General features: G+C 69.0%; 24 protein-coding genes and 2 pseudogenes. 12 read left to right on the top strand and 14 right to left on the bottom strand.

What is annotated here, in order from left to right:
* Positions 1–163: 163 nt before the first annotated feature.
* From ABFO07_RS32760 to ABFO07_RS32740, 5 genes and pseudogenes are all read right to left on the bottom strand, one after another.
* Positions 164–1,942, bottom strand: a complete 1,779-nt coding sequence (locus ABFO07_RS32760) for an alkaline phosphatase D family protein (protein ID WP_347469722.1) — start codon at positions 1,940–1,942, stop codon at positions 164–166.
* Positions 1,943–2,080: 138 nt separating this feature from the next.
* Positions 2,081–2,680 (bottom strand): recombinase family protein, encoded by a 600-nt coding sequence (locus tag ABFO07_RS32755; RefSeq protein WP_059921809.1) that lies wholly within the window; start codon positions 2,678–2,680, stop codon positions 2,081–2,083.
* Positions 2,681–2,727: 47 nt separating this feature from the next.
* A complete protein-coding gene (locus tag ABFO07_RS32750; protein WP_059880456.1) occupies positions 2,728–3,306 on the bottom strand; it encodes a hypothetical protein in 579 nt (192 codons plus the stop codon).
* A gap of 150 nt (positions 3,307–3,456) precedes the next feature.
* A pseudogene (locus ABFO07_RS32745) lies at positions 3,457–7,542 on the bottom strand (CheR family methyltransferase).
* Between the two features lie 91 nt (positions 7,543–7,633).
* Positions 7,634–8,623, bottom strand: coding sequence for a chemotaxis protein CheB (locus ABFO07_RS32740; protein ID WP_347469721.1), 990 nt, complete (start codon positions 8,621–8,623; stop codon positions 7,634–7,636).
* 371 nt (positions 8,624–8,994) lie between these two features.
* Between ABFO07_RS32740 and ABFO07_RS32735 the strand changes: the two genes are divergently transcribed.
* From ABFO07_RS32735 to ABFO07_RS32720, 4 genes are all read left to right on the top strand, one after another.
* Positions 8,995–9,384, top strand: coding sequence for a hypothetical protein (locus ABFO07_RS32735; RefSeq protein WP_124490601.1), 390 nt, complete (start codon positions 8,995–8,997; stop codon positions 9,382–9,384).
* Positions 9,385–9,485: 101 nt separating this feature from the next.
* Complete coding sequence (locus tag ABFO07_RS32730; RefSeq protein ID WP_059891720.1) at positions 9,486–9,683, top strand: hypothetical protein; 198 nt, start codon at positions 9,486–9,488, stop codon at positions 9,681–9,683.
* An 82-nt stretch (positions 9,684–9,765) separates the two neighbouring features.
* The gene (gene phaP / locus ABFO07_RS32725) at positions 9,766–10,320 is read left to right on the top strand and encodes a TIGR01841 family phasin (RefSeq protein ID WP_059891721.1); all 555 of its coding nucleotides are present in this window, start codon (positions 9,766–9,768) and stop codon (positions 10,318–10,320) included.
* Positions 10,321–10,390: 70 nt separating this feature from the next.
* On the top strand, positions 10,391–10,639 hold the full coding sequence (locus tag ABFO07_RS32720; RefSeq protein ID WP_059891722.1) for a hypothetical protein: 249 nt from the start codon (positions 10,391–10,393) through the stop codon (positions 10,637–10,639).
* Between the two features lie 63 nt (positions 10,640–10,702).
* Here ABFO07_RS32720 and ABFO07_RS32715 read toward each other — a convergent pair whose 3' ends face one another.
* The 5 genes from ABFO07_RS32715 to ABFO07_RS34820 all read right to left on the bottom strand — a co-directional run bounded on the left by ABFO07_RS32715 (position 10,703) and on the right by ABFO07_RS34820 (position 13,246).
* Positions 10,703–11,092, bottom strand: coding sequence for a hypothetical protein (locus ABFO07_RS32715; protein ID WP_124490603.1), 390 nt, complete (start codon positions 11,090–11,092; stop codon positions 10,703–10,705).
* Between the two features lie 72 nt (positions 11,093–11,164).
* A complete protein-coding gene (locus tag ABFO07_RS32710) occupies positions 11,165–11,644 on the bottom strand; it encodes a BON domain-containing protein (RefSeq protein ID WP_260427035.1) in 480 nt (159 codons plus the stop codon).
* Positions 11,645–11,804: 160 nt separating this feature from the next.
* On the bottom strand, positions 11,805–12,317 hold the full coding sequence (locus ABFO07_RS32705; protein ID WP_430733087.1) for a low affinity iron permease family protein: 513 nt from the start codon (positions 12,315–12,317) through the stop codon (positions 11,805–11,807).
* Between the two features lie 57 nt (positions 12,318–12,374).
* A complete protein-coding gene (copM, locus tag ABFO07_RS32700) occupies positions 12,375–12,773 on the bottom strand; it encodes a CopM family metallochaperone (RefSeq protein ID WP_124490606.1) in 399 nt (132 codons plus the stop codon).
* A gap of 194 nt (positions 12,774–12,967) precedes the next feature.
* On the bottom strand, positions 12,968–13,246 hold the full coding sequence (locus tag ABFO07_RS34820) for a hypothetical protein (protein ID WP_430733085.1): 279 nt from the start codon (positions 13,244–13,246) through the stop codon (positions 12,968–12,970).
* A gap of 101 nt (positions 13,247–13,347) precedes the next feature.
* Here ABFO07_RS34820 and ABFO07_RS32690 point away from each other — a divergent pair, with 101 nt between their 5' ends.
* Entirely contained in the window at positions 13,348–15,144 is a 1,797-nt protein-coding gene (locus ABFO07_RS32690) for a thiamine pyrophosphate-requiring protein (RefSeq protein ID WP_060149221.1), read from the top strand.
* Between the two features lie 214 nt (positions 15,145–15,358).
* Here the strand turns inward: ABFO07_RS32690 and ABFO07_RS32685 are convergent, their stop codons facing one another.
* On the bottom strand, positions 15,359–15,505 hold the full coding sequence (locus ABFO07_RS32685; protein WP_081063145.1) for a DUF3096 domain-containing protein: 147 nt from the start codon (positions 15,503–15,505) through the stop codon (positions 15,359–15,361).
* Between the two features lie 186 nt (positions 15,506–15,691).
* Here ABFO07_RS32685 and ABFO07_RS32680 point away from each other — a divergent pair, with 186 nt between their 5' ends.
* From ABFO07_RS32680 to ABFO07_RS32660, 5 genes and pseudogenes are all read left to right on the top strand, one after another.
* Entirely contained in the window at positions 15,692–16,426 is a 735-nt protein-coding gene (locus ABFO07_RS32680; RefSeq protein ID WP_347469720.1) for an MgtC/SapB family protein, read from the top strand.
* Entirely contained in the window at positions 16,423–16,749 is a 327-nt protein-coding gene (locus ABFO07_RS32675) for a hypothetical protein (protein WP_059880488.1), read from the top strand. The genes ABFO07_RS32680 and ABFO07_RS32675 overlap by 4 nt, the downstream gene beginning before the upstream one ends.
* A 129-nt stretch (positions 16,750–16,878) precedes the next feature.
* Positions 16,879–17,205, top strand: a pseudogene (locus tag ABFO07_RS32670) (endonuclease/exonuclease/phosphatase family protein); the annotation flags it as partial.
* Between the two features lie 28 nt (positions 17,206–17,233).
* Entirely contained in the window at positions 17,234–17,719 is a 486-nt protein-coding gene (locus tag ABFO07_RS32665; protein WP_347469956.1) for a phage protein NinX family protein, read from the top strand.
* A gap of 208 nt (positions 17,720–17,927) precedes the next feature.
* Positions 17,928–19,184 (top strand): phosphatidylserine decarboxylase family protein, encoded by a 1,257-nt coding sequence (locus ABFO07_RS32660; protein WP_059880491.1) that lies wholly within the window; start codon positions 17,928–17,930, stop codon positions 19,182–19,184.
* Between the two features lie 125 nt (positions 19,185–19,309).
* Here ABFO07_RS32660 and ABFO07_RS32655 read toward each other — a convergent pair whose 3' ends face one another.
* Together ABFO07_RS32655 and ABFO07_RS32650 are read right to left on the bottom strand one after the other, a co-directional pair.
* Entirely contained in the window at positions 19,310–19,672 is a 363-nt protein-coding gene (locus ABFO07_RS32655; RefSeq protein WP_347469955.1) for a hypothetical protein, read from the bottom strand.
* A 67-nt stretch (positions 19,673–19,739) separates the two neighbouring features.
* The gene (locus tag ABFO07_RS32650; protein ID WP_347469954.1) at positions 19,740–20,093 is read right to left on the bottom strand and encodes a hypothetical protein; all 354 of its coding nucleotides are present in this window, start codon (positions 20,091–20,093) and stop codon (positions 19,740–19,742) included.
* 173 nt (positions 20,094–20,266) lie between these two features.
* Here ABFO07_RS32650 and ABFO07_RS32645 point away from each other — a divergent pair, with 173 nt between their 5' ends.
* Positions 20,267–20,623, top strand: a complete 357-nt coding sequence (locus tag ABFO07_RS32645) for a DUF3175 domain-containing protein (protein WP_347469953.1) — start codon at positions 20,267–20,269, stop codon at positions 20,621–20,623.
* 9 nt (positions 20,624–20,632) lie between these two features.
* The gene (locus tag ABFO07_RS32640) at positions 20,633–21,952 is read left to right on the top strand and encodes a cation:proton antiporter (RefSeq protein WP_347469952.1); all 1,320 of its coding nucleotides are present in this window, start codon (positions 20,633–20,635) and stop codon (positions 21,950–21,952) included.
* A 12-nt stretch (positions 21,953–21,964) separates the two neighbouring features.
* Here the strand turns inward: ABFO07_RS32640 and ligD are convergent, their stop codons facing one another.
* A complete protein-coding gene (gene ligD, locus ABFO07_RS32635; protein ID WP_347469950.1) occupies positions 21,965–24,925 on the bottom strand; it encodes a DNA ligase D in 2,961 nt (986 codons plus the stop codon).
* Positions 24,926–24,939 lie beyond the last annotated feature (14 nt).

Here is a 24,939-nt window from a genome sequence, read left to right as displayed (position 1 = left end):
GTGGATGGCTCTCTCCTCCACGATCATCGGCCGACCGATCGCCGGGCCGCTCGATGCGACATCGAAGCGCCGGCTGAATCTTAATTCAGGACATCGGAATTCAAGGTGGCGTTGCGTCCACACTGAGTGGACATGCGTTTCACGCCTGAACGGACTATGGAGGCTAGAGCCGCTCGACCCGCACCTCGACCGTATCCCTCGGCACCGTCAGCCGCGTGCGGTCGAGCAACGCGTCCGCGGGCGCGCTGCCGTCGGGGTTCAACGGCTTCACCTTGTTGAACACCACGGAAAAGTGCTCGGGCGTGACGGTGGCCGACGCGTAGCCCTGCGCGTCGTGATCCGCGTGGTGCAGATCGGGGTTGTTGTCCATCAGGAAGGCGTCCAGCCTGGCCGGCGTGGCCGCCAGCGACGCAAACGGCGTGCCGCGCCATGCCGCTTTCACATACGCATGGAAGGACGTGCTGCTGATGCCCGCGCAGACGAAATCGACGATCACGGGCACGCCCGTCGCGGGATCGGGGTCATCGCGCACGACGCCGCACTGAAACGCGTGCAGATCCCCGCTGATCGCGACGACGTTGCGGATCCCCTGCTCCTTCAGGTAAGCGAGCAATTCGTGCTTGTGCGCCGGGTAGCCATCCCATGCGTCGCAGTCGACCACGAGGCGTGCCGCCGGGTTCTTGGGCGCGCCCGGCATCACGACCCACAGGCGATTCAGCATCACCTCGTTGCCCCACACCTTCCAGATCGCCGGCGAGTGCTTCAACGTGGCCTTCCACCACTGCGCCTGCTCCGGGCCGAGCATCGACGGCGCGCGGCCGAGCTGCGCGGTATCGCGCGCCTCGAAGCGCTGCAGCACGTCCTGCTTGACGAAGTAGCGCGAGCCGGCCGCGTCGTCGCCCTGCACCGGATCGTGCCCGCGCGTGCGGGCAATCGCCGCCTCGCTCACGACATGGTCGTCGCGATACAGCCGCTCGTCCGTCATCACGAGATGCATCAGCGTGCCGAAGCGGAACGCGCGGTAGAGGCGGATGTTGGCGTACGACGAATCGTCCGGCTCGAAGCGCACGTCGCTCCAGTCCACCGGCATGTATTCCGCCCAGGCACGGCTGGCGTCGCGGCGCCGCCGGGTCTCCTGCCGTTCCTCGTTGGTGTAGACCTGGTGATCCTGCCAGCAGTCGTCGGAAAACTCGTGGTCGTCCCATATCGCGATCATCGGCAGGCGCTGGTGCAGCGTCTGCAAGCGCGGGTCGGTGCGATAGGTTCGATAGAGCGCACGATAGTCGTCGAGCGTGTCGGCGTACATGCCGCCGTCGGCGAGCCGCTTGCCGTCCGGCAGCCGCAACGGCGGATGCGCGGCTTCGACCGCGCGGGGCTTCGCGGCCCCGATCGTTTCGTAGATGTAGTCGCCCACGTGCACGACGAAATCGAGATCGCGCTCGGCCGCGAGCAGGCTCATCGCCTGCCAGTGATTGACGCTCCAGTCCTGGCAGGTGAGCCACGCGAAGCGAACCTGGTCGTTGGCCTCGTCCGCGTCCGGGGCCGTGCGGGCCACGCCGGTCACGCTCGCGTCGTCGCCGGCGACGAACCGATAGTGGTACGAGGTTTTCGGCGAGAGCGCCGTGACCTTCGCCCGCACGGTGTAGTCGTAGGCGGCCAGCGCCCTCAGCGGAACGCTGGCGACGCGCGTCGAGAAATCCGCTTGCGTGGAGACGTCGAGCCGCAGCGAGACCGCGCGCGCACCGTCGCGCGCCGGCACGCACCGCGTCCAGAACACGATCGAGCGATCGTGCGGATCGCCGCTGGCGACACCTTGCGGGAACCGGTCGCGACCCTGGTGCGCCGCGGCGCCGGGCGCGGCGGATCGAGGGGCGTCAAGCGCGCCGGTGGCGGCCGCGATCGTGAAAAAAGCCGACGACCGGAGGAAATGGCGGCGATCCATCGATCCTCCCGGTCGGCTGACGGCTGGCCCCTGATGCGCACGCGTGGCGAGGACAACACTACAGCGGCGCTCCGGGCCTGCACAGCCGTGACAACCCCATTTCGGGTTCGGGCGCCTGCGGCCCCCCGTGGCGAGCGGTCAGCTTTCCGCGGCCTCGGCGGGCGCCGACGAGGCCCGTATGCGCATGATGGTCTGGCGGGACGTGCCGAACCTGCGCGCGATCTCGCTGACCGACAGGCCCTTGTCGAGCGAGCGCATCACGCGGTCTCGATCGTGCCGCGACAGCGAGGTTGGCCGGCCGATGCGTTTGCCGTTGTCCTGCGCGGATTGCAGGCTCGTCTTGCCGCGCTGGCTTCGCGCCGCGGTTTCCATCCGGCTCACCGCCCTGAGCGTCTTGATCGCTTGCGGTTCGGGGCGGCTGGCGAGGTCGACGTTGCCGATCTCGACACACAGCACGGACATCTTCTTGCCGCGGCATTGCATCAGCGTGGACAGCGCATCGCGCACGTTGCACCCGAGCGCGGACAGTTCCAGCACCACCAGCGAGTCGCCCGGCGCGGCGCGCCTCAGCAGGCCCGACAGTTCCGGCCGCTCGGCCGCGGCGACGAACGGCGGCACCCGATCGATGGCGACGCGGCTGAGGACGACGGTGTAGCCGGCTTTGTCGAAGGCAATCAGTTCCTGCTCGGGGAATGCGGCATCGACTGAGCTGTTGACGTAGAAAAAGGTTCGTATCAAGACCCTCTCCGAGACGTGCGAGGCTGCTGGCGAATAGGTCGCTTCCGTTACGCACCGGTATCACCCGCAATGGCGTGCAGGATCATGTCGATCGAGGCCGGCTTCACGAGAACGATGTCGAACCCGCGCCACGCGTACCCCCCCAGCGTGGGCGGAACCATTGCAACGATACGTGTATCCGGATACGTCTCGAGCATGTTGGCGGCGAGCCCGCAGGCCTCGTCGGGATCGCGTTCCACGTCGACGATGACTGCCTCGGCCGGCCCATGCGAAAACGATTCTTCGGCGCGATGTTTCGGCACCACGGACGTTCTGAATCCTCGCAGGCGCAACAGCAGCGCAATCGATTCCCCGACGTGCGCGCTGCCCCGCAGAATCACGATGCGCCGGCCCGCGTGCCGCGGCGGGGCGTCGACGATCGTCGCGCTGCGCAATACGGCTTCGGCACTCAGCGAGAGCAGGCGCGCCTCCTGATACGCTTCCAATGCCGCTTGCCGGGTGGCTTCATCCGCGAGCGGGTTCGCGAACAGCGCCCGGATGCGTGCCTCGGCCGCTTCGAGCCGCCGGTTCGCTTCGTCGAACAGTGCTTTCGCGCTTGCGCCGCGGTTACTGCTCCTTTCCATCATGTCTCGCCTGGCACTGACCGCTCGGCCCCGGATGAATGCCCGCTGCCGAGCCTGGGCGAAACAGGCCGCAATTCGCGTTCCCGCCTGCCGCCCGTTGGTCGTAGTACCGCCTGAAAAGCCAGGCCGGTTGCCGCGCCGATGGAACGCGCGTCAACTCCGCAAGCGCAGAAAGACCGACATCAGATCGTCGAGCGTCACGGGTTTTTTCAGGTGCGCATCGAAGCCGGCCTGTTGCGCCTGCTTCACGTCCGCTTCCTGGGCGTACCCGCTCAGTGCGATGCAGATCACCGATTTCAGTGCCGGCGCTTCGCGCAGCTTCCCGACGAAGGCGAGCCCATCCATGCCCGGCATGCCGATATCGGACAGCACGACGTCCGGCACATGGCCGTCGAGCGTCGACAGCGCTTCCTCGCCGCTCGTCGCCGTCCGGACGATCGCGCCCTCGCTTTCCAGCAGCAGCTTGAACGTTTCGACCGTGTCCGCATCGTCGTCGACCATCAGGACGTGCAGGCCCTGCAACGTGTCGGCCGAGCTTTTGGCGGAAGAATCCGCCGCGACGAGCGCGCGGTACGTCGGCAGCGTCACCGTGAACGTCGCGCCGAGGCCGATGCCGGTCGATTCCGCCCGCACGACGCCGCCATGCAGGTTCACGAGATCCCGGACCAGCGCGAGGCCGATGCCGAGGCCCGCGCGGCGCGCTGTGGAATCGCGGCTTTGCTGGAACATGTCGAACACGTAAGGCAGCAGCGACGGCTCGATGCCGCTGCCGGTATCGGCCACCTGCAGCACGGCGTCGGCATGCTCGTCGACCTGCAGCGACACGTCCACCGACCCGCGGCTCGTGAACTTCAACGCGTTGCTGACCAGGTTCCAGACGATCTGTTCGATGCGCGTGAGGTCGGCATGGACGATGACGGGCGAGTCCGTCATCGCGACATGGAGCGCCAGGCCGCGCTGGTTCGCTTCGTCCCGCACCGCATGGGTGACGCGCTGCACGATCTCCCGCATGTCGACCGGCGTGCGCACGACCGACAGCTTGCCGGTGCGTACGCGCGAGATATCGAGCAGATCGTCGATGATCTGCGCCTGACCGATGATGGTGCGCCGGATCGTATCGGCGGCGCGCGAAATATTCAGGTTTTGCCGCGATTCCGGCGCACGCGCGATCAGTTCCGCGCTCGCCGAGATGAGATTGAGCGGATTCTTGAGCTCGTGCGAGACCACGGCAAGAAATTCGTCGCGGCGGCGCAGCGCATCGTGTTCGCCGGCGTCGCGCAGCTGCTCGGCCGGCGCGTCGCGGCCGGCCTTGTCGGTCAGCGCGAACTCCCCGAGATCGCGCGCGATCTTCGCGAACCCGCTGATGCCGGGCTCGTCGAGGCGCGACAGCACGCCGCTCGCGAAGAAACGGGTGCCGTCCTTGCGCTGATGCCAGCGCTCCTCTTCGGTGCGCCCGTTCAGGCGCGCCTCCGCGAATTCGCGCTGGGCGACGTGATTGACCCGATCTTCGTCGGTCGACAGGAGGTCCGCGGACTGCCCGATCATTTCCGCTTCGGTATACCCGAAGATCCGCTCCGCGCCCGCGTTCCAGCTGGTGACGAGCCCGGCGTCGTCGAACGTGATGATCGCGTAATCCTTGGTGCCCTCGGCGACGATGCGCATCCGCCGTTCGCCTTCGCGCAGCCGGTCTTCCGCGCGCCGGCGGTCGGTGATGTCGATGAACGACAGCACCGCGCCGTCGATGCGGTCTTCCGTCGTGCGGTAGGGCACGAAGCGCGCAAGATACCAGCGGCCGTCGTTGCTGCGCAGCTCCCGCTCGATCAGGCGCAGCGAATCGAACGCCTCGGCCGCATCGTCGGGAAGCTTGTCGTATTCGAGCCGGTGCGTGATGTCCAGCAGCGAGCGGCCGATATCCGACGGAATGATGCTGAACACGTCCGTCGCCCGCGGCGTGTAGCGCTTGATGCAGATATTGCGGTCGACGAAGATCGTGCCGATGTCGTTCGCGGCGATCAGGTTCTGCAGGTCGTCGTTGATCTTGCCGGTTTCCTCGACCTTCGACTTCAGCTCGGCATTGACGGTGGTCAGCTCCTCGTTGATCGACTGCAGCTCTTCCTTGCTGGTTTCGAGTTCTTCCGTCGCAGAGCGCAATTCCTCGTTGATGGCCTGCAGCTCCTCGTTGGACGCCTTCAATTCCTCCGTCGAGGTTTCCGATTGCTCGATGGTCGACTGGAGCTGCTCCTTCGTGCGCTGCAGCTCGCGCTCGAGCTGGCTGATGATCGGATCCTTGTGCGTATCGACCGTCGACGTTTCCACGCTGCTCACGCTGTCCTCGACTTCGTCGAACAGCACCAGCACGAAATCCGCATTGGCTTCCGGGTCGTGCACGGGGCGCGCGGTCATGTTGACGAAATACGAACGCGCGTCGCGCTCGATCCGCACCCGCCGCGCCTCCACGCTGCGATTCGTGTGCAGCGCCTGATAGATCGCGGTGCGCAGCTCGAGCCGCAATTCGGGGCGCACCACGGCGATGATGTTGTGGGACGGTTCGCCCCCCGAATACTGCAGGAAGCGCCCGGCGCGATCGGACAGGTGGACGATCTCGGAATCGCGGCTGACGAGCACGCTCGGCGGCGCATGCTGCTCGACGAGGCGCTGGTGCAGGTCGCCGAACGAGAAGCGGCGGCGCCCCGGCGGCTGGATGGTCGTGACGACCGGCCGCGCGCTCATCGTGCCGGTAATCGCGACCGGAAGCGGCGTGTCGCCGCGCACCGCCATGTTCGCACGGTAGATGCGGTTGCGCTTGTCGACCACGGTGAACATCGAACTGACGCTGTCGGCCGATTCGGAACTGCCGAGAAACAGCACCCCGCCCGGCCGCAGCGCGAAATGAAACATCTTCAGGATCTCGATCTGGGCTTCGCGGTCCTGCTAGATCAGCAGGTTGCGGCAGCAGATCAGGTCGAGCCGCGAGAACGGCGGGTCGCTCAGCACGTTGTGATGCGCGAACAGCATGTGCTCGCGCAATTCCTTCTTGATCCGGTAGTGCGCGGCGTCCTTCGTGAAGAACTGGCGCACGCGGCCCGGCGCCACGTCGGCGAGAATCGACTCCGGATAGAGGCCGGCGCGGGCAAACGAGATCGCGCGCTCGTCGATGTCGGTCGCGAACACCTGGAACGAAATGCCCTCGGCCGATTTCAGCGAGCGCTCCTGCAGCAGCATCGCCACCGAATACGCCTCTTCCCCGGTCGCGCAGCCGACCGACCACACACGGATGCGATCCTGCTCGCCGCGGCCGTCGAAAAACCGGGGCAGCACTTCGCGGTCGAGCACGTCGAACGCTTCCTTGTCCCGGAAGAAGTTCGTGACGCTGATCAGCATGTCCTGCAGCAGCGCCTGGGTTTCTTCCGGATGCAGATGGAGGTAATCGCGGTACGCCTGCAGGTCGGTGATGCCGTTGACCTGCAGCCGGCGTTCGATCCGGCGCAGCACGGTCGCCCGTTTGTAATGCCGGAAATCGTGCGCGGTGCGCGTGCGCAGGATGATCATGATTTCGCGCAGCGCGCGCTCGGCCGCCTCGCTGACCAGGTCTTCCTGGCGCTCGTCGTTGTCGACGAGCGGCAGGTGAATCTCCTTCGCGGTCAGCCACAGGTCCATCAGCCGCTGCGGCATCTCCGCCGCGGTGGCCACGAAATCGACCATGCCGGTGGCGATGGCGTTGCGCGGCATGCTGTCGTATTCGGCCTCCGACGGATCCTGGGCGAGCGTCACGCCGCCCATTTCCTTGATCCTCGACAGCCCGACGGAACCATCCGAGCCCGCGCCGGACAGCACGATGCCGATCGCGCGTTCGCGGTGCGCTTCGGCCAGCGTGCGGAAAAACAGATCGATGGCGGCCCTGCGCCCGCTTTCCTCCGGCCGATGGGGGGCAACCCGCAGATAGTCGTCGACCATGGTCAGCTCGAGCGAGGGCGCGATCAGGTAGACGTGGTCGGGCTCGATCGGCGTGGCGCTCGTGACTTCCATCACGGGCATGCCGGTGGCCTTCTGCAGCAGGCCGGCCAGGTTGCTCGCGTGATCGGGGGCCAGATGCACGACCACGACGAACGCCATCGACGTGTGTGCCGGCAGGGCTTCGAAGAACTCCAGGAGCGCACTCAACCCGCCCGCCGATGCGCCGATACCGACGACCGGATATGAGGCCTGGCCGGGGAGTGTCTGCCCGCGTCTTTTCGACATCGCTGCTGGTCCTGTCAGAAAAAATAGTATCCGCGGCCAAGGTCGGGCAGGCGCCTTGGCCTGCTTGCGCCAAGATGCGCGTAGATCGCTATTATCCCTCCAGCAGGATCGACTGCAAGAATTTTGCCGCTTCGCCGGCGCGGTGCGCCGCCGCCTCCTGTCCCTCCTGCGCGGCGAGGTCGCCGCAGCGGCCGAAATGCTCGCCTAGCGTACGGCTCATCGTCTCGCTCTCGTGCAGTGCGCGCAGCGCGTCGCGCAGCGTGCGCTCGACGTCCTCGCTGCGGCCCTGCGCCAGGGACGCAGCGGAGTATGCGTGCCCCGTATGGCACCGGTAGCGCAGCAGGCGGGAATTCGTCAGACGCCAGAGCGTGCCGCCGCATTCCGGACAGGTCAGCGTGGACGGGCTCGCGATGCGGCTCAGCGCGTCGGGCGGCCCTTCGCTGGCGGTCCACGCGCGCTGCTCGCTGGCGACCTGCTCGCTGGCGCGGCGCCGGGCGGACTCGTCGGTCGTCGAGATGTCCAGCGGGTTGCCGGCCAGTTCGACCAGCCGGTTCGCGAGGCCGTCCAGCGGCAGCACGTAATCGGCGTAAGGCGACGCATGCCGCGGCATGTCGCCGGCGAACGCTTCGGCGGGATCCTGGACGATCGTGGCGCCGCCGCACGACTGGATCGCATCGAGACCGGCCGCGCCGTCGTCCAGCAGGCCCGTCAGGATCACGCCGATGGCGCGCGGGCCCATCTCGGCGGCCACACTGCGAAACAACGGATCGATCGCCGGCCGCGCGAAGTTTTCCTTTGCACCGTGCAGCAGCCGAAGATGCGTGCCTTCGACGATCAGGTGGTGATCGGGCGGCGCGACGTAAATTCTGCCGGGGAAATACGTTTCGCCGTCTTCGGCGTGGACGGCGCGCAGCGGGCCCGCTGCGCTCAGGAATGACGGCAGGAGGCTGTCGTGCGCACCGACATGCAACACGATCGCGATCGTAGCGGGCAAGTCGCGAGGAAGCCGGGAAACGAGGGTACGGAGGGCGTCGACGCCACCCGATGACGTACCGACTGCAATGAAGTCGCGGTGGGTCAAATTGCCTCCGATGTTGCCGATGATTCAAGTGTAGTCATTCGCCTCGCGAACACATTCTTCATTAGTGAAAACGTCGTCGACGGTTTTGCAAGGACAGAACCGGTAACGCGCTCGTGCATCGAGATTCATCGCGTCAACCCGTGCGGTTGAAATGGTTGGGCGCGCAAGTTCCGTGCTGCATGTTTCGCATGCCTTTTCGTTGACATGCGGGCGGGACAGCGCAGTGACAGACGGCCTCATCCATGGCCTGTGCTGCTGTCCGTAAAGCTGCGCATACGGACACGAAACCGCGATGTACTTTTTCATCGCCCCCGTCATATCCTTGGTACAGCCTTTTTTCAGGCGCGATCGTCATTTCACGGATCGCCGAAATGGTCGTCCAGAGACTCTCGTTTCAAGCCGCCACCGGCAAGCTTCAAGTCATCGCCGTATGGCGATGCCTCACGAGGAGCGGCGCACGAGTCTGTCGCTGGGGCATGCATGTCGACAGGAGCACGGGCAAGGAATCGATGACGGTCGATATCGTCGGATCGAGTTCGCTGAACACCGACGACATCGCCGAGATGCTCGGCGACACACGCCTGCAACTGACCGTCACGTTGTTTCATATGGCAGTGGTTTCGAATTCCGCAGTCGCGCAGGAACGCGGTAACACGCATTCACAAGAGGCAGCGAATTCGATCGCCATCGCTCGCCCGCATCCGAGGCTGACGCTCGTCAGGGATATCACCCGCCACGTCGTGCGCATCAAACGGGATTGACTGCATTCGGCGCGCATGACGCGTTCGCGCGTCGATGCTGTCCCGGTCTATTCAAAAAAGAAGCGGCAAGGATTGCTCGTTCCGAATCCCAGGAGACAAATATGCTGAGCCCTCACGAAATCGCGGCGCTCATGGTGGTCAAGGCATCGCCCGACCAGATCGACATGGACCGCGAAGCGCTCGATACGCTGCTCGAGCAGCAGCTCGTCGTGCTTGAACAACTCGCCTCCGGCGCGCATCGCCCTCGTGTGACGAATGAGGGCGAATCGCTGCTGCGCGTCGTGATGCGAACCCGCTGAGCGGCGTTCGCTCGTCGAGCGACGCATGCGCCAATGAGGGGATGACCCCCGCACCACTTTTTCAATCAGGAGATCGTAGATCATGAAAACCCAGGAGCTGGTTTCAAGCGCGCAACGCGCGAACCTCGACGTCGTATTCGGTCTGGCCGGCACGATGCTCGAGGGCGTCGGGAAACTGGCCGAACTCAATGCGCAATTCACCCGATCGACATTGAACGACGCTTGGGCGGTTGCACAGAACGCGGTTGAAAAACCGCAGGACTGGCTGGCCTTCCAGGGCTCGATCGCCGCGCCCATGGCCGAGAAACTCCAGTCCTACACCCGCGAGTTTCTCGGCATCGTGTCGTCCAGCCAGGCCGAAGTGCTCAAGGTTGCCCAGACAGGCGGCGATGCCTACGTGCACCGGATCCAGGCGTTCGTCGAAGATGCGGCGAGAAACGCGCCGTCCGGCCCCGAAGCCGCGGTAGCGGCGTGGAACTCCGCGATCGTCGCGGCCAATACGCTGTATCAGACCCTCGGCAACACGGGGCAGCAGGCGGTCGAGGTCGCGCGCAGCAACTTCGACGTGGCCGTCGCGGCGGCGTCGAAGAGCGCCAGACGCGGGCTCGAGCAGGAACAGCAGGCGGCAAAGCGATAGCCGCCGATACGGGCGCCGCGCCATCGCGGCGCCCTTCGGAACGACCGCGTGAGGTAATCCGATGAGAAGCATGAATTCCCGGGATTTCGTCGTGCAGGAGCTGGCGCACATCGACGCGATGGTCCTGCAGCTCGAACGGCTCAACGAAGCCGGGCCTTCCACCCGCAAGGCCACGGTCGTGTTGCTGCCCGACTACTGGCGCACGCGCATCGACGCGATCGCCGACATTCCGCCGAGCCTGCAGCCGCTGGTGTGCGGGCTGCGCGCGCGGCTCAACGCGATCGACATGGCGGCGGCGTCCCGAAACAGACGAAACTGATCACTGTCGCTCCCGGCGCCGCCATGCGCGTCGATGCGCGGGCGGGAGCGCTTCCCCGGAAAGTCACCGCGCCCGCGATGCGTGCGGCGCGATCGTTGCGGCGTTGTTGTCGGCGTCCATGCGGACGAGGTGCGGGTTGCGCATCGCGAGCCACCACGCCACGCCGATGGCGATCAACAGGAACAGCGCGATAGCCAGGACGATCCGCCATTTCTTTCGCGGCTGCCCGTGGTCGCCGCTCGAGCCGCCGCCGCGCTTGCGCGGCGGGCCGCGCCCATTGCCGCGATTCGACGTATTCGGCGTGCGCGGATCGGGGCTTCCAGGGTAATCACGCCCCGGGCGGGCAGCGCCGCCCGTGCTGCCGTCACCGGCACGGCCGACGGCGGGCGACACGCGGCGAGCGCGATCGCGCGGCGGGCATTCAAGGACTTCGGACATGGGCCTGCGCTCCATTCGGCGGCCCGCGGCCGCACGCGACGGCTTCGATACCCGTCGAGCGCACGCGGCGGGCCTGCCGGACGGCATTCATGGCGCGGATGCGGCGTCGCCGCCGTCGCGCACGGCGCTTTCCGTGCGCCCTGTCGTCGACAGGCAGTCGTCGACGACCGTCCGCACGCCGCGCACGTCGGTGACGCCCTTGACCGCCGCATCACGCTCGGCGTCCGGCACCTGCCCGGTGAGCCGGACGTGACCGCCGTCGACGCTCACCTCGACAGCGCGCGGCCGGCTGACGAGCCTGCCGAGCGCCGCACGGACCCGCTCGGCGAGGCGCACATCGTCCGTCTCGTCGTCCTTCAGGTACGCGCGCAGCCCGGCGACGACGCCGCGCGCCTGGCCGGCCGCATATCGCGTGCGGGCGTTCGCGTAGGCGACGGCGTCGCGCTTGGCCGCGACCGTCTTGTCGCGCACGTACGCGCGCCGGCGGCGGCCGGCCGAGGGATCGAGGAGGTACATCGCGGCCGCGCCGCAGGCAACGCCCAGCGCGAGCGTCAGCAAGGGTTTCATCGGAGTTCGGGGATTCATGGCAGCACCGTGGACGAATGCCCGGAAAGGCCGGGTGTCACCGCGACCTTCAGCACGGGGCGTGCCGCGCGGGGCGGCGGCCCGTGCGGCGCGGCGCGGCGGCCGAAATGACAATCGATTGAAAAAAGCGCCGGGCCGCGCGTCAGGCGGGGCGTTCGGGCGTGTCGGCATCGGTGTCGGCGTAGCCGCGCGCGGGCCGGCCGTCGGGATCGGCGCAGTTCGCGGCAGCCCGGTGCGCGAGGTCGAGATAGGCCTTCGCGAGCCTGCGCAATTCCTCTTCCGACGCATCCTCGATCCCGATGATCTGGTCGCTCGCCGAGCGCGTCGCCGCGACCAGCTCGTCGAGCTTCAGGTGAAGCGCGACGCTGTCGCGATTCTGGTTGCGCTGGAGCAGGAACACCATCAGGAACGTGATGATCGTCGTGCCGGTGTTGATCACGAGCTGCCACGCGTCCGAGTAGTGAAAGAGCGGCCCGGTGGCGAGCCATACGGCCGTGACGGCGACGGCCGAGCCGAACGCGACGGGCGAGCCGGCCCACTTGGTGACGCGCGCCGCGAACCGCTCGAACGCGCGCGTGACGGGATGCGAGTAACTGGGGGCCGGCATCGTGCCCGCAGGCGATGCGGTGCCGGCTGGATCGTTCGATTCGCGCATGGTGTCTCCTGTTCGAAATGCCGCCCTCGCCTTCGCCTTCATCTTCGCCCGCGGGCGCTACCGGCTACCCTGCTGCTTCTGCCAGCGCGCCATCTGCGCGATCTCGTCGCGCTGCATGGCGACGATCCGGTTCGCGAGCCGCCGCAGCGCCGGGTTCTTGCCGTATTTCAGCTCGACGTGCGCCATGTCGATCGCGCCCTGGTGATGCGGCGCCATGTGGGCGACGAAGTCGCGATCGACGTCGCCCGTGTAAGGCGCGGCGTCCATCGCGTCCATCATCCTGCGATCGGCGCGCCGGAACGCCTGGGCCGGCACGTCGGCCATGCTCGCGACGGCCGGCGCACTCGGGCGCAGCTGCGCCGCCGCGGGCAGCGCGAGCGTCGCCGCGAGCGCGGCCGTGATCGCGCACGCGCACGTGCAAACCACGCAGCGGGTGGAAAGTCGGATTGCGGGCATGTCGCGTCTCCTTCGTTGAATCGGCAAGCGGGCCGCACCGCGTTCATGTCGTGCACACCGCCCGCGTCGAGCGCGCGCGACATCTGCGCGAGCATCGCGCTGCGATTCAAGCGGCGCGCCGCGCCGGCCGGCAGCGCTTCGTCGCGGTCGGCCGCCCGGCTGCGTCGTCGCATCGTCCGTTCTCCTTCGATCGATCAGACGGCGCATCGCTCGGCGTCGGCGCACTTGAACGCCAGGCCGAACCCGGGCCGGGCCGCATCGATCCCGTGCGCGCCGTCGAACAGCATGCTGGCGATGCGCACGTGATCGCGGAACCACTCGACGTGGCGGATGCGCTGCACCGCGCGCGCGACAGGCGCCGGAAGCCGCCGGACGCATACGCATGCTCGCCCTCCGCAGCGCCGATGGCCGGTCCGATAGACCGTGGCATCGATGCCCTCCTGATCGGGTGCCGCAGCGTTCGCAACACCCATGCCCGCAGGCGGCACACGCCTTGCGGAACCGTGACGCATCCCGCCGGGCGCGCCCGTCAATCGGCGTGCGCGCGGCTCATCGCGAATCAGGGAGAACCAGCATGGCGACTGTGGCGGACTTCATCGTCGAACGGCTGTACGAATGGGGCGTGCGCCGCATCTACGGCTATCCGGGCGACGGCATCAACGGCATGTTCGGCGCCCTCGCCCGCGCGGCAGGCAAGATCGAATTCATCCAGGCCCGCCACGAGGAGATGGCGGCCTTCATGGCATCCGCGCATGCAAAATTTACAGGCGAGCTCGGCGTGTGCATCGCGACGTCCGGCCCCGGCGCGTCGCACCTCGTCACGGGCCTGTACGACGCGCGGCTCGACCATATGCCGGTGCTTGCGATCGTCGGCCAGCAGGCGCGCGCGGCGCTCGGCGGCCACTACCAGCAGGAGGTGGATCTGCCCGCGCTGTTCAAGGACGTCGCGGGCGCGTTCGTGCAGCTCGCGACCGTGCCGGGCCAGGTCCGGCACCTGGTCGACCGCGCGGTGCGCATCGCGCTCGCCGCGCGCACGGTCACCGCGCTGGTGTTGCCGAGCGACCTGCAGGAACTCGACTACCTGCCGCCGAAGCGCGCGCACGGCACCGTGCATTCGGGCGTCGGCTATGCGCGCCCGAAGGTGGTGCCCTACCCCGACGAGCTGCGGCGCGCGGCCGAGGTGCTCAACGCCGGCAAGAAAGTGGCGATGCTGATCGGCGCGGGCGCGCTCGGCGCGACCAACGAGGTGATCGAAGTGGCCGACCGGCTCGGCGCGGGCGCCGCGAAGGCGCTGCTCGGCAAGGCCGCGCTGCCCGACGACCTGCCGTGGGTGACGGGGCCGATCGGGCTGCTCGGCACCAAGCCGAGCTACGAGATGATGATGGCGTGCGACACGCTGCTCGTCGTCGGCTCCGGCTTTCCGTATTCGGAGTTCCTGCCGAAGGAAGGCCAGGCGCGCGGCGTGCAGATCGACCTGAAGGCCGACATGCTGAGCCTGCGCTATCCGATGGAGGTCAACCTGGTCGGCGACAGCGCCGAGACGCTGCGCCTGCTGCTGCCGCTGTTGAACGAGTATCCGGACGGCGGCTGGCGCGAGCGGATCGCGCGCTGGAACGACGACTGGCGCGACACGCTGGCCGCGCGCGCGGCCGCGAAGGCGAGCCCGGGGCGCGGCGTGAATCCGCAGCGCGCGTTCACCGAGCTGTCGTCGCGCCTGCCGGACGGCGTGATCCTCACGAGCGATTCGGGTTCGTGCGCGAACTGGTATGCGCGCGACCTGATGATGCGGCGCGGGATGATGGCGTCGCTGTCGGGCGGGCTCGCGTCGATGGGCGCGGCGGTGCCGTATGCGATCGCCGCGAAGTTCGCGTATCCCGCGCGCCCGGTGATCGCGATGGTCGGCGACGGCGCGATGCAGATGAGCAACATGGCCGAGCTGATCACGGTCGCGAAATACTGGAAACGCTGGCCCGACGTGCGCTGGATCTGCATGGTGCTGAACAACGAGGACCTGAACCAGGTCACGTGGGAGCAACGGGTGATGGAAGGCGACCCGAAGTTCGACGCGTCGCAGCAGGTGCCGAACGTGCCGTATCACCGCTTCGCGGAGCTGATCGGCCTGAAAGGCGTCTACGTCGACGAACCGGAGCAGCTCGGCGCGGCGTGGGACGACGTGCTGGCCGCGGACCGCCCGGTCGTGCTCGAGGTGAAGTGCGATCCGGAAGTGCCGCCGCTGCCGCCGCACATCACGCTGCAGCAGGCGAAGCACTTTGCGCAAGCGCTGATGAAGGGCGACGCGCGGGAGCGCAACGTGATCGTCGAGACGGCGCGGCAGGTGCTGTCGGCGGTGCTGCCGTCGAATGGCGATTAGGCGCGATCGGGCGGCGAACGAGCGCCGCCGGTGTCGGAACAGGCGGTGGCGCGGCGCGCTGCGGCGTACCGGCAACGGCGATTGAGCGGCATCGCGAAACGAAGGGCAAAGCGGGGAAGCGGCGCATGGCGGCCGCGCGCAGGGAATCCAGGCGAGGTGCGAAGGCCCGCGGAAGCCCGCGCGATCGTCGCCTGCCGGGACGGCGGCCGGGGCTTCAGCGGAGGTGCCCGCCGAACAGCCCGAGCAGCCCGATGACGATCAGGTAGATCGCCACGATGTAGTTCAACAGGCGGGGGACGATGAGAATCAGAATCCCCGCGATCAGCGAAACCAGCGGGCCCGCGCTAGTGAGCATGTTCATGCGCCCTCCGCGAATGACAAATGGACACCGGCCGCTGACGCAAGCACCGTTCCCGGCCCTGCGTTGCCTTTGCGCGCCGACGATTGCAAAAAATGCCCGCGCCCCTCGCGGGCCCGGGCCGCGCGGGCCGGGCACGGCGCTTGCGCGCCCGCGTCGGCAGAACACAACACACGGGAGGCACCCGCGATGATCAGCCATCTGGAACTCATGGGCCGCCTGCTGCTGGCGGCGCTGCTCGGCAGCGTGGTCGGCATCGAGCGGGAGCGGCTGAACTGGGCCGCGGGGCTGCGCACGCACATGCTCGTGTGCGTCGGCGTGTCGCTCGTCATGCTCGTCATGCTCGTGTGCGTCGGCGCGTCGCTCGTCATGCTCGTGTCGATCTTCGGCTTCGAGGACGTCGTGGGCCGCACCGGCATCGTGGTCGATCCGTCGCGGGTCGCCGCCCAGGTCGTGTCGGGCATCGGCTTTGTCGGCGCGGGCTCGATCCTGCTGCGCGGTGAGGTGGTGCGCGGGCTGACCACCGCGGCGAGCCTGTGGGCCGTCGCCGGCATCGGCCTGGCCGCGGGCGGCGGTATGTACCTGGCCGCCATCGGCGCGACCGCGATCGTGCTGGCGATCCTGGCCGGCATCAAACCGCTCGAGCGGCGCTTCATCGCGCAGCGGCAGCAGCGCCGGCTGCGGATCGTGGCCGATCGCGGCGGGCTGACGCTCGACACGCTGCACGACGCGCTCGGCGCGCGCCGCGTGCGGGGCAAGCAGTTCATCGTCCAGCAGTCCGACGACGACCCGGGCATCGACAACGTGTCGGTCGCGCTGTCGCGCACCAGCCATCCGGAATTCGTCGCGATCTGCCTGACGCTGCAGCAGCTCGACGGCGTGCGCGCGTGCCGGCCCGACACGTCGGCGGGGAGCCTCGCATGACCCGCGTCGACCTGCTCTGCTATCTCGTGACGAGCCAGCTCGCTGCCCGCGTGCGGACCGGCGAGTGGCTTGACCCCGACCATCTGGTGGCCGCCATGCACGTCTGGCAGGCGTGCCATCGGACCGAATTCGACTGGCTCGACCGGCTGCGGATCGGCGCGACGTCCATCACGCTCGCGCAGGGCATCTACGACATCGCGATCGAGCTGGCCGGCATCGCGGACGGCGAGCGCATCTGGGTCGACGCGAACGCGCCGGAGCTGCGGGCGCTGCGCATGCGCTGCGAGGCGCTGCTGCAACGCCTCGATGGCGACGCGCGATGAGCGTGCCGGCGCTAGCGGCGCGCACGCGCTCCGGCGGCAGCGACGCCGACCGCCACGGCCTGCTCGAACGCGGCCGCAGCTGCGACGCGATCCGCCACGCAAACCGCTTCTCGACGCTCATCGACGGCGCTGCCGGCTTCGCGACGCTGCGCGCAGGTGGAGAGCCTGCTCGCGTTGTTCGACACGGGGCGATGCCGGTCATCCTGTTCGGCGACATCAACGAATGGTTCACCCGCGCCGCGCGCTGGTGAGCCGCTGCCGGCGCGCGCCCGCGCCGCGCATTTTCCGACCCTGTCTCCGCTGTTCGCGCTCGACCGGATCTGGATCCATCCCGGCGAGCTGCTGCTCGACGTGGCCGTGCATCGCAGCGCGCATGCGCGGCCCACGTCGGATCATTACCTGCTCGTCGCGCGCATGCGGGTGACGGGCGGCGCGGGCATGAAGATTGCGAACTGACGTGCAGCCCGCTTGAACGGAGGCCAACATGCGCATCGACGTGCTCGACGGAGCCGGACTCGATTACTGGTGCGCCCGCGCATTGTGCGCGGACGGCGACGCGCTGCGCTTCACGGCCGTCGTGCCAGGCGTGGTCGTGACGGCCGCGAGCGACGGGCTGCGGCGGCTCGACGCGCATTTCGCGCCGACTGCGTCGTGGGCCGACGCGGGCAGCGTGCTCGAGCGCGTCGACGACGTGCGGATCGTGCGATACGACGCCGGGGCCGCCTGCGTCGCCCGCTTCACGGGCCTCTCCGGGACGTTTGCCGCCCACGGCGCGACGCCGCGCATCGCGCTGCTGCGCGCGTTCGTACGCGCGCGCTTCGGCGACGACGTCGACGCGCCGCCGGATTTCCCGCATGCGGTCGAGCGCGGCGCGATCGTCCGCTATGCGCCCGGCGCGCCGATTCACGAGAGCGGCGCCGTATCGGCGGCCGGCGACAGCACGGACATCCGTTCCGTGCCGCGCATGTAGCGGCACGGAACGCATTGCCGACTTCCATCGCTGATGTAAAAACGCCACGCGCAGGCCGCATGCTGCACCGCGCTGCGCCGCGCGCACCCCGACTGGTACGACGAACGCGCGAGCGACGACGCGTTGATCGACCCGCGCCGGCCCGGCGGGCAAGCATCTTGCTCGACCTGCGTTATCGCGTCGCACCGACGCCCGCCTGGAGACCGCCATGTCGACCGACCTTCGCACCGCGCCGCTCGCCATGCGCCACCGGATCGGCGACTGGCTGTCGGCCAGCGAGGCGCATCTCGCCGCGTTCCGCCAGCAGCTCGCGACCCAGGCCGCCGGCAACGCGGGCGACCGGCTGCGCACCCCTGCGGTTCAGGAGCTCGCGCAGCTGTTCGACGACAACCCGGTGCTGCGCATGGGGATGACGCGCGCGATCGACGAGGCCGCCGGCGACGGCTACGTGCTCGGCTACGCCGGCGTGGACGAGCTGATGGTCGTGATCGACCACCTGATGACCTACACGCCGCCGTTCAGCGAATCGAGCCTCATCGTCTGCCCGCTGAACGCGCTGCTCGACTGGCCGATGTGCATGCCGTCCGGCTATCCGGTGTTTCGCGATGCGGCGGTGAATGCGCACCTGAAGCGCGTGCTGGGCGTCTGGTGCGATTTCCTCGGCGGCCCGCATTCGCGCACGCACCTGTCCGAGGACGCGCCCGACGGCTGGTTCTGCGACGAAGCGCGGCAGCGCGTCGGGCTGTCCCAGTTCGTGTACCTGCAGGACGAGCCGCACCTGGGCTTTGCGTCGTGGAACGATTTCTTCACGCGCCGTTTCCGCGCGTATGCGCGGCCGGTGGTCGAACCCGACGATCCGCACGTCGTCGTCAGCGCGTGCGAGGCGGCCCCGTACCACGTCGCGCTGAACGTGCGCAAGCGCGACCTGTTCTGGATCAAGGCGCAGCCGTACTCGCTGCACGACATCTTCTCGCCGGCCCGCCCGGCGCTGGCCGAGCGCTTCGTCGGCGGCGACGTCTACCAGGCCTACCTGAGCGCGTACAACTATCACCGCTGGCATGCGCCGGTCAGCGGCACGATCACGCACGCGTACCGGGTCGACGGCACCTATTACTCGGCGGCCGACGCGCAAGGCAACGATCCGCGCGGCCTGAACGACTCGCAGGGCTACCTGACCGCCGTCGCCACGCGCGCGATCGTGGCGATCTCCTGCGACGATCCGGGCATCGGCACGGTCGCCTGCGTGTTCGTCGGGATGGCCGAGGTGTCGTCGTGCGTGATCGAGGTCGTGCCGGGCCAGCACGTCGACAAGGGCGACGAAATCGGCTTCTTCCAGTACGGCGGCTCCACGTTCTGCCTGCTGTTCGAGACCGGCGTGATCGAGCGCTTCGTGCACGAACCGCCGCTCGACGAGGCCGCCGCGCCCGTCGTGCGCGTCAATGCGCCGGTCGCGATCGCGCGCTGACGCCGCCCCGGCGGCCTGGCATCGTGCAGGGTGTCGGACCCGCCCGGGCGTCGCCCGGGGCGGGATCGCGTGCAAACTTTTCAATCGGGTGTAACGCGGCGCGCGTCGCTGCGGCCCGGCCGCCGTTACTGCAGGCGGATCGCCGCGTCGAGCATCGCGTCGGTGATTTCGACGGTCAGCGTGCAGGTTTGCGCCTCCCCTGCGGGGATCTGGTCGGCCATCTGCTGCACGGTCTCGTGCAGCATCGCATGGACGCGCCTGCGCACGACGGCGTCAAGCTCGGCGTAGCGTTCCATCGTCCGGCAGTCGATCGCGAGCTCGACCGCGTGCTGCGCCACGCCGCACGTCGGGTCGGCCCACGCCGCATGAAACACGACCTGACCCGTTTCGATCTCGAGATGGACGGTCGTGTTCAGATCGTCGTCGACGTCGGCTGCCACGGCATCGAGGTCGTCGTGCTCGAGCAGGTTGTCGGGATTCGAAGCCATGATGTTCTCCTTGTTCGAAGGGCCGGCACATCGTTTCGCCCGCTGCGGCGCCGGCCGTCGTGATCGTTCAGTTGCCGCTGGCGCCTGCGCGGCCCCCGACGCCGCCGCCTCCCGTGGCGCTGCCGGGCGAGCGTTCCTCGTCGCCGGCCGCGCCGCCCGGGCGCGGGTAGCCGCTCGCGCTGCTCTGGCCGGGCATCGCCTGGCTGCCCGCGCCGGGCTTCATCTGCCGCTGCATGGGCGGCTGCATGGGCGGCGGCGCGCTTCGATCGGGCGACGATGCCGCCGTCGGCGGCATCATGCCGGCGCCCGGGGCGGCCTGCGACTGGGCCCGGGCCGGCGCGGCGACGGCGATCGCCGCCATCGCGGCGCCGGCCAGCACGCCGCGTACGACGGCGCCCAGTGTTACGGTTGCGAATGTCATTGCCGATGCCTCCCTTGCTACGTTCGTGGAGCCCTCTCCTCGCAGGTTCCATGCCTCCTTTCGTCGTGCAGTCGTGCGCGCCACGGGGACGCACCCTGCGCCGGGCGGCATGCGCATTGCGGCATCGCACGATGCGCAGCACCGATTCCCCCCGTTCGACGGAGTACCCCGCCATGAGCCATTCCCCGGCCGCACCTGCCCACGGCAAACGCCTGACCCGACACCCCGGCCGGCGTCGCAGCGCCACGCCCGGCCATCCGCAGCGCTGGTCCGCCGAGGTCATGCGCACCAGCGACGCGCTCGACATCGAGCCGGACACCTTCAAATCCGACGATCCCGGCGCGATCGCCGCGTCGCTCAAGCGTTCGGCCGAGCGCAGCCGGCGCCGCAAGGCGTCGCCGTTCCAGTCGGCGATGTCGATGCTGAACTTCTATGTGAACCGGGCCGGCCGCAACCTGCCGAAGTCGCGCCGCACGACGCTGGAGCGCGCGAAACGGAAACTGCGCGAGGCATTCGGCCGCAAGCCGTGATGCGGGCGGATGCACGAAGCGCTGTTGTATCTGATCGTCGGCGCGGTGCTGCTGGCGATGGGCATCGCGACGTCGGCGCTGCGCAACCTGCCGTGCAGCACGGCGATGATCTACCTGTTGCTCGGATGGCTGCTCGGGCCGGCCGGCGCGGGCCTGCTGCATCTCGACATCGCCACCGATGCGGCGCTGCTGCGCCGCGTCGTCGAGGTCGCGCTGCTCGTGTCGCTGTTCGCGATCGGGTTGCGGCTGCGCGTGCCGCTGCCCGATCCGCTGTGGCGCGTGCCATGCCGGCTCGGCCTGCTGGCGATGCTCGTCACCGTGCCGGTGCTGGCCGCGTGCGCGGCGCTCGTGCTCGGGCTCGGCGCGGGCCCCGCGCTGCTGTTCGCGGCGATCCTCGCGCCCACCGACCCCGTGCTGGCGCACGACGTGCAGGTGCGCGACCCGGGCGACCGCGACCTCGTGCGCTTCGCGCTGTCGGGTGAAGGCGGCCTGAACGACGGCATCGCGTTGCCGTTCGCGCTCGCGGGGCTGGCGCTGTGCGGCAGCCCCGGCGGGATGCACGGAATGGCGCCGCTGTCCGCGGCGTTCGCGTTCGCCGCGCTGTGGGGTATCGCCGGCGCGGCCGCGATCGGCGGCGCGCTCGGCTGGGCGACCACGCATACGATCGGCTGGCTGCGCACGCGGCATGCGCAGGCGCTCGGCCTCGAAGGGTTCTTCGCGCTCGCGCTGATCGAACTGTCGTTCGGCGCGGCACAGCTCGCGCACACGTTCGGCTTCATCGCGACCTTCGCCGCGGGCGTCGCGATGCGCCGCGTCGAGCATCGCGCGAGCGGCGACCGCGCGCCGCGCGACGTGATCGGCAAGGTCGATTCGGCGAACGTCGTGGCCACCGAGCAGCATCCCGACAAGGCGCATGCGTACATGGCCGAATCGGTGCTGGGCTTCACGATCGAGCTCGAACGCATCGCGGAAGCCGTGGTGATGACGATGGTCGGCAGCGTGCTCGCGACGCTGCCCGGCGCGCTGTTCACGTGGCGCACGGCCTTGCTGGCCGTGCTGCTGTTCTTCGCGGTCCGGCCGGCCGCGGTCCTGCTGTCGCTCGCCGGCTCGCGCGCGACGCCCGCGCAGCGGCGCCTGATGGCGTGGTTCGGGATTCGCGGCATCGGCTCGTTCTACTACCTGCTGTTCGCGCTCGAGCTCGGGCCCGCCGACACCGTGCGCCCGCTCGTCGCGCCGGTGCTCGCGATCGTCGCCGCGTCGGTGATCGCGCACGGCGTGTCGGCCACGCCGTTGATGAGCTGGTATCACCGGCGCGCGCGGCGGCCCTGACCGCTCGCGCGCTCACGACGACGCGAGCCGCGCCCGCATCTGCGCGCTCACGCGCTGGCGCACGTCGCCGTAGCCGTCCCACGGGTCGCGCGCGAGGCGTTCGAGCCTGGCGTGCAGCGTGTCGATCGTCCACTGCGCACCGCCCGTCGTGTGCGGCACCTCGTCCCAGCCGATCGGCACGGATACGCCGATGCCCGGGCGCGCACGCGCCGAATACGCGGCGATCGTGCTCGCGCCGCGGCCGTTGCGCAGGTAGTCGACGAAGATCTTGCCGCGCCGGTTGCGCGGGCCCATCTTCGCGGTGAAGCGATCGGGCAGCGCCGCGGCGGCGTGCTGCGCGACGGCCTTCGCGAAATCCTTCACGTCGTCCCAGCCGGCGTGGCGCGTGATCGGCACGACCACGTGCAGCCCCTTGCCGCCGCTCGTCTTGCAGAACGACGCGAGGCCGAGCGCTTCGAGCAGCCCGTGCATCAGTTGCGCCGCTTCGATCATCGCGCGCCACGGCAGCGCCGGATCGGGGTCGAGATCGAACACGATGCGGTCGGGGTGCTCGATGTTCGACGCGTGCGCGTTCCACGTATGCAGTTCGAGCGCGCCCATCTGCGCGGCGCCGACCAGCGCGTCGACGCTGTCGATCGTCAGCAGCGGCCCGTGGCCCGGATCGAGGCCTGCGTGCCGCGTGACGAACGGGATCTCCCGCTGCTCGGCATGCCGCTGGAAAAACTGCTCGCCGCCGATTTCGCCCGGCACGCGCACGAGCGACACGGGGCGGCCCTTCAGGTCGGGCAGCAACCACGGCGCGACCCATTCCCAGTAGCGGACCAGGTCGATCTTGCGGGTGCCGCTGGCCGGATCGAGCACGCGGTCGGGATGCGTGATGCGTACGTGTGTGGTGGAGGCCAAGGCCGGGGCCGAAGTCGAAGCGGAAGCGGAAGCGGATGCATGGCCGGCGTCGCCGTTGGCTTTGCCCCTGCCCTTGCCGTTAGCCCTGCCTTTGCCGTTGGCCTTGCTCTTGTCGTTGGCCTTGCTCTTGTCGTTGGCCTTGCTCTTGGCGTTAACCTCGCCGTTAGCCTTAGTTTTAGTTTTAGCCTTGGCCTTGCCGTTGCCCTTGCGCGCACCGTCGCCGCGTGCATCCGCATGGCCGTTGCCGCGCCCGCCGTCGGGCTTCGTCGCCTCCTCGGCCGGCTGGGGCCGCTCCATGACCACCTGCCGCGCCGGTTTGTCTTCGCGCAGCGCGACGAACGCCGCCTGCCGGACGATGCCGTCGCCGGTCCACTCCGCGAATTCGCATTCGGCGACGAGCGTCGGCTGGACCCAGTGCACGCGCGTGCGGGTCCGCTCGCGCGGCGGCGTCGCGAACGGCATCGTCGCGCGTTCGCACGCGTGCAGCCGGGCCGACAGCCGGTCGAGCATCCGCGTATCGAAGCCCGTGCCGACGCGGCCGACGTAGCGCAGCGTCGCGCCGTTGCCCGGCACCGGCTCGTGCACGCCGAGCAGCAGCGCGCCGAAGCCGTGCCGGCTGCCGGCCGGCTCGGTGAAGCCGCCGATCACGAACTCCTGCCGCCGCCGGCATTTGAGCTTGATCCACGCGGCCGAGCGCCCCGCGCGATACGGCGCGTTCGCGCGCTTGGCGATCAGCCCTTCGAGCCCGACCTCGCACGCGCTCGCCAGCAGCACGGGGCCGCGCTCGCCGAGATCGGGCGAAAAGCGCAGCAGCGCCGGATCGCTGTCGGCCAGCAGCGGTTCGAGCAGGCCGCGCCGGGCCACCAGCGGCGCATCGCGCAGATCGTGGCCGTCGAGGAACGGCAGGTCGAACAGGAACAGCGTCACCGCATTGGCGTGGCCCGTGCCGAGCGCGTTCTGCAGGCGCTGGAAATCCGGCACGCCGTTCGGCCGCAGCACGACCGCCTCGCCGTCGAGCCATGCATCGGCGACGTCGAGTTGCGCCAGCGCGTCGCGCTGCGCGGGGAACTTCGCGGTCCAGTCGTGGCCTTCGCGCGTCGTCAGCTTCACGCGGCGGTGCGCCCCCGTGCCGTCGATGCGGGCCAGGATCCGGTAGCCGTCGAACTTCATCTCGTAGCGCCAGTCGCCGTGCTGCGGCGGCGCATCGACGAGCGTCGCGAGCTGCGGCGTCAGGCGCTCGGGCAGCGCGGCGCGCTTCGCGCCTTCGACGTCGGACACGCGGGGCACACTGGAAACGCCGGAAACGCCGGAAACGCCGGAAACGCCGGAAACGCCGGAAACGCCGGAAACGCCGGAAACGCCGGAAACGCTGGAAACGCTGGAAACGCCGGAAACGTCGGATGCGCCGGACGCCCGTCGCGCGCGCCGTGCGCCGTTCGATGCCGGCGGCGCGCGGCGGGTTGCCCGCGGCGTCGCCCGCGCATGCGCATGCAGCACGCTGCCGGGCTGCGCGGCCACGACGTCGTAGTCGTCCGCGCTGCGCGCGTCGTCGTCGCGTTCCTTCACGAGCAGCCACTGCTCCTGCCGCGCATCCTGCCGGCCGCTGCGTACGAGCGCCCAGCCGCCGTGCAGCTTCTCGCCGTCGAGCCGGAACGTCAGCTTGCCCGAGCGATAGCCCTTGCGCGCCTGCGCGACGCCGCCGTCCGGCTCCCACACGCCGGCATCCCAGACGGTCACGGAACCCGCCCCATAGTGGCCCTTCGGAATTTCGCCCTCGAATTCCGCGTAGTCGAGCGGGTGATCCTCCACGTGCACCGCGAGGCGCTTCACCGACGGATCGACGCTCGGCCCCTTCGGCACCGCCCACGATTTCAGCGTGCCGTCGAGTTCGAGCCGGAAGTCGTAATGCAGCCGGCGCGCATGATGTTCCTGGATCACGTAGCGCAGCGGCACGGCGCCGCGCCGGGTGCGCGCGCCGTCGGGCTTGGGCCTGGCCTTGCGCTTCGGGTTCGGCTCCGGCGTCGCGTCGAAGCGGCGCTTGCGTCGATAGGGATCGAGCTTGCTGGGCATGATGTCGTCCTCGC

Source organism: Burkholderia stagnalis (genome assembly GCF_039848545.1).
In the GTDB taxonomy this organism is placed as follows: Bacteria; Pseudomonadota; Gammaproteobacteria; order Burkholderiales; family Burkholderiaceae; genus Burkholderia; species Burkholderia stagnalis.
This window is presented reverse-complemented; position numbering and strand designations above follow the sequence as displayed.